Genomic DNA, 2,155 nt, shown 5'->3' on the forward strand with positions numbered 1-2,155 from the left:
GGCCCTGAGTTCGCCCAGCCTTGCGCGCTCGACGGTGATGCCGGCGGCCATGCCATGGCCGCCGCCCTTGACGATGAGCCCGGCAATGGCCGCCTCGCGTACCAGCCGGCCAAGATCGAAACCCGACACCGAACGGCCCGAACCGGTACCGATGCCCACAGCGTTGAAGGCGATGGCGAAAGCCGGCCGCCGCGCATGATCCTTCAATCGCGAGGCCAGCAGGCCGACAATGCCGGGATGCCAGTTGTTGCTGGCGGTGACGACGATCGCCGGGCCGCTGCCGCCCGCCAGCTCGGCATCGGCCTCGGCGCGCGCGGCGGCAAGCATCTCCTGCTCCATCAGCTGCCGCTCCTGGTTCAGCCGGTCGAGCGTCTCGGCGATGGTCTGCGCCTCGACCGGATCGTCCGTTGCAAGCAGCCGGCTGCCGAGCGACGCATCGGCGATGCGCGACACCCGCGCAAGGGCAGCCATCCCTTCATTCTTCTGCTGCCGCGCCATTTGCAGGCCCTTGACGACGAAGGCGCGATTGACGCCGGTGAGCGGCACCACGTCGCAGACGGTCGCAAGCGCCACGAGATCGAGCAGGGAAAGCAGGTCCGGCGGCGCGGCGTCGGTCATCGCGCGCAGCACCTTCGCAGTCTGCACCAGAGCGAGAAAGACCACGCCGGCGGCACAGAGATGGCCCTGCCCGGAAAGGTCGTCGTCGCGATTGGGATTGACGACGGCATGCGCCGCCGGTAGCGCGCCGCCAACCTGGTGGTGGTCCAGCACCACGACATCGGCGCCCGCCTCCTTGGCTGCCTCGACGGAAGCGGCGCTGTTGGTGCCGCAATCGACGGTGACGATCAGCGTCGCGCCGCGCGAGACCAGTTCGCGCATGGCATCGGGATTGGGACCGTAGCCTTCGAAAATACGATCCGGGATATAGATTTCCGACGGCACCGAGAAATGCGCGAGAAACCGCTTCAGCAAGGCCGACGAGGCCGCGCCATCGACGTCGTAGTCACCGAAGATCGCTATTTTTTCCCGGGCCACGACGGCGGCGGCGATGCGGATGGCGGCCTTGTCCATGTCGGTCAATGAGGCCGGGTTCGGCAACAGGTCGCGGATCGTCGGGTCGAGAAACCGCTCGGTCTCATCAGCGGTCACGCCGCGTCCGGCAAGAACGCGCGCGACGATGTCCGGCACGCCATGGCCTTGCGCGATGGCGAGCGCGATCATGTCCTGCCGTTCGGTCAGCCGGTGCTCCCAGGAGAGACCGGTAGCCGACTGCCTGACATCGAGGAAGAGGCGCCTTTCGCCTGTCATGCGCTTTGCCAACTCATGGTTGGCCGCAGAATAATGCATGTCGCCAAAAAGTGTGCAGCGGTTTTGGGATAACCACATGCACAAACAACACCCGAAAGCGCGTCGCGTTAACGCGACGCGCTTTAGGGCCAAAGGCCGGCAAGGCCAAGCGGTTCGCGGCAGTAGGCGTCGCAGAAGAATTCAAGAACAACTACGCTTTCCGCTTTTCAGCCTGTCGTCGGCTGCATCTCCCCTCGTCTTTTCCCGACCGTCCTTGAGCCAGGCCATGAAGGGTCGATCGAACCTGAACGTGACGCCGCATTCACGGGTGAGAAAGCGGCGCGCGTTCTGGGTGTTGCGATAGGATTTTGTGATGGGAGTGGCACGCAGGATCGGATCCGCGTGCCAGTCAAACGCCTTCATCGTCAATCCTTGCGCGGCCAGGTTCAGATGCCGCCAATGGCTAACAACTGCGACCCGGCTCCGCAAGCAGGTCTAGAACTTATCCAGATCCTGGTGCCGGGCCTTGATCTCCCGCACGGTGCGCGACGAGGAGCGCAGCACGATCGTATGCGTGGTGATGTAGGTGCGGCCGAACCTGACGCCGGCCAGCATGTTGCCGTCGGTGACGCCGGTGGCCGCGAACAGCACGTCGCCGCGCGCCATGTCCTCGGCCCGATAAACCCGCTTCGGATCGGCAATGCCCATCTTTGCCGCACGGGCGATCTTCTCCGGCGTATCGAGGATCAGCCTGCCTTGCATCTGGCCGCCGGTGCAGCGCAGCGCGGCCGCGGCCAGAACGCCTTCCGGCGCGCCTCCGGTACCGAGATAGATGTCGATGCCGGTTTCTTCCGGGTCGGTGGTGTGA

3 protein-coding genes are annotated in these 2,155 nt (G+C 65.2%); all 3 read right to left on the reverse strand.

Going from position 1 to position 2,155, the window contains the following annotated elements; genetic code table 11:
* A partial coding sequence (locus EOA36_RS34045) for a DHHA1 domain-containing protein (protein WP_127281083.1) occupies positions 1-1,308 on the reverse strand: 1,308 nt, incomplete at its 3' end.
* A gap of 180 nt (positions 1,309-1,488) precedes the next feature.
* Positions 1,489-1,710, reverse strand: coding sequence for a DUF6434 domain-containing protein (locus EOA36_RS34050; protein WP_127281084.1), 222 nt, complete (start codon positions 1,708-1,710; stop codon positions 1,489-1,491).
* A gap of 72 nt (positions 1,711-1,782) precedes the next feature.
* The coding region (locus EOA36_RS34055; protein ID WP_127281085.1) for a fructose-bisphosphatase class II at positions 1,783-2,155 on the reverse strand (373 nt) is incomplete at its 5' end.

Source organism: Mesorhizobium sp. M8A.F.Ca.ET.021.01.1.1 (assembly GCF_003998025.1).
GTDB lineage: Bacteria > Pseudomonadota > Alphaproteobacteria > Rhizobiales > Rhizobiaceae > Mesorhizobium.

Bases quoted from the DNA above. Each gene is read 5' to 3' on its own strand.
- EOA36_RS34050 (WP_127281084.1), bottom strand. From the start codon at position 1,710: ATGAAGGCGTTTGACTGGCACGCGGATCCGATCCTGCGTGCCACTCCC.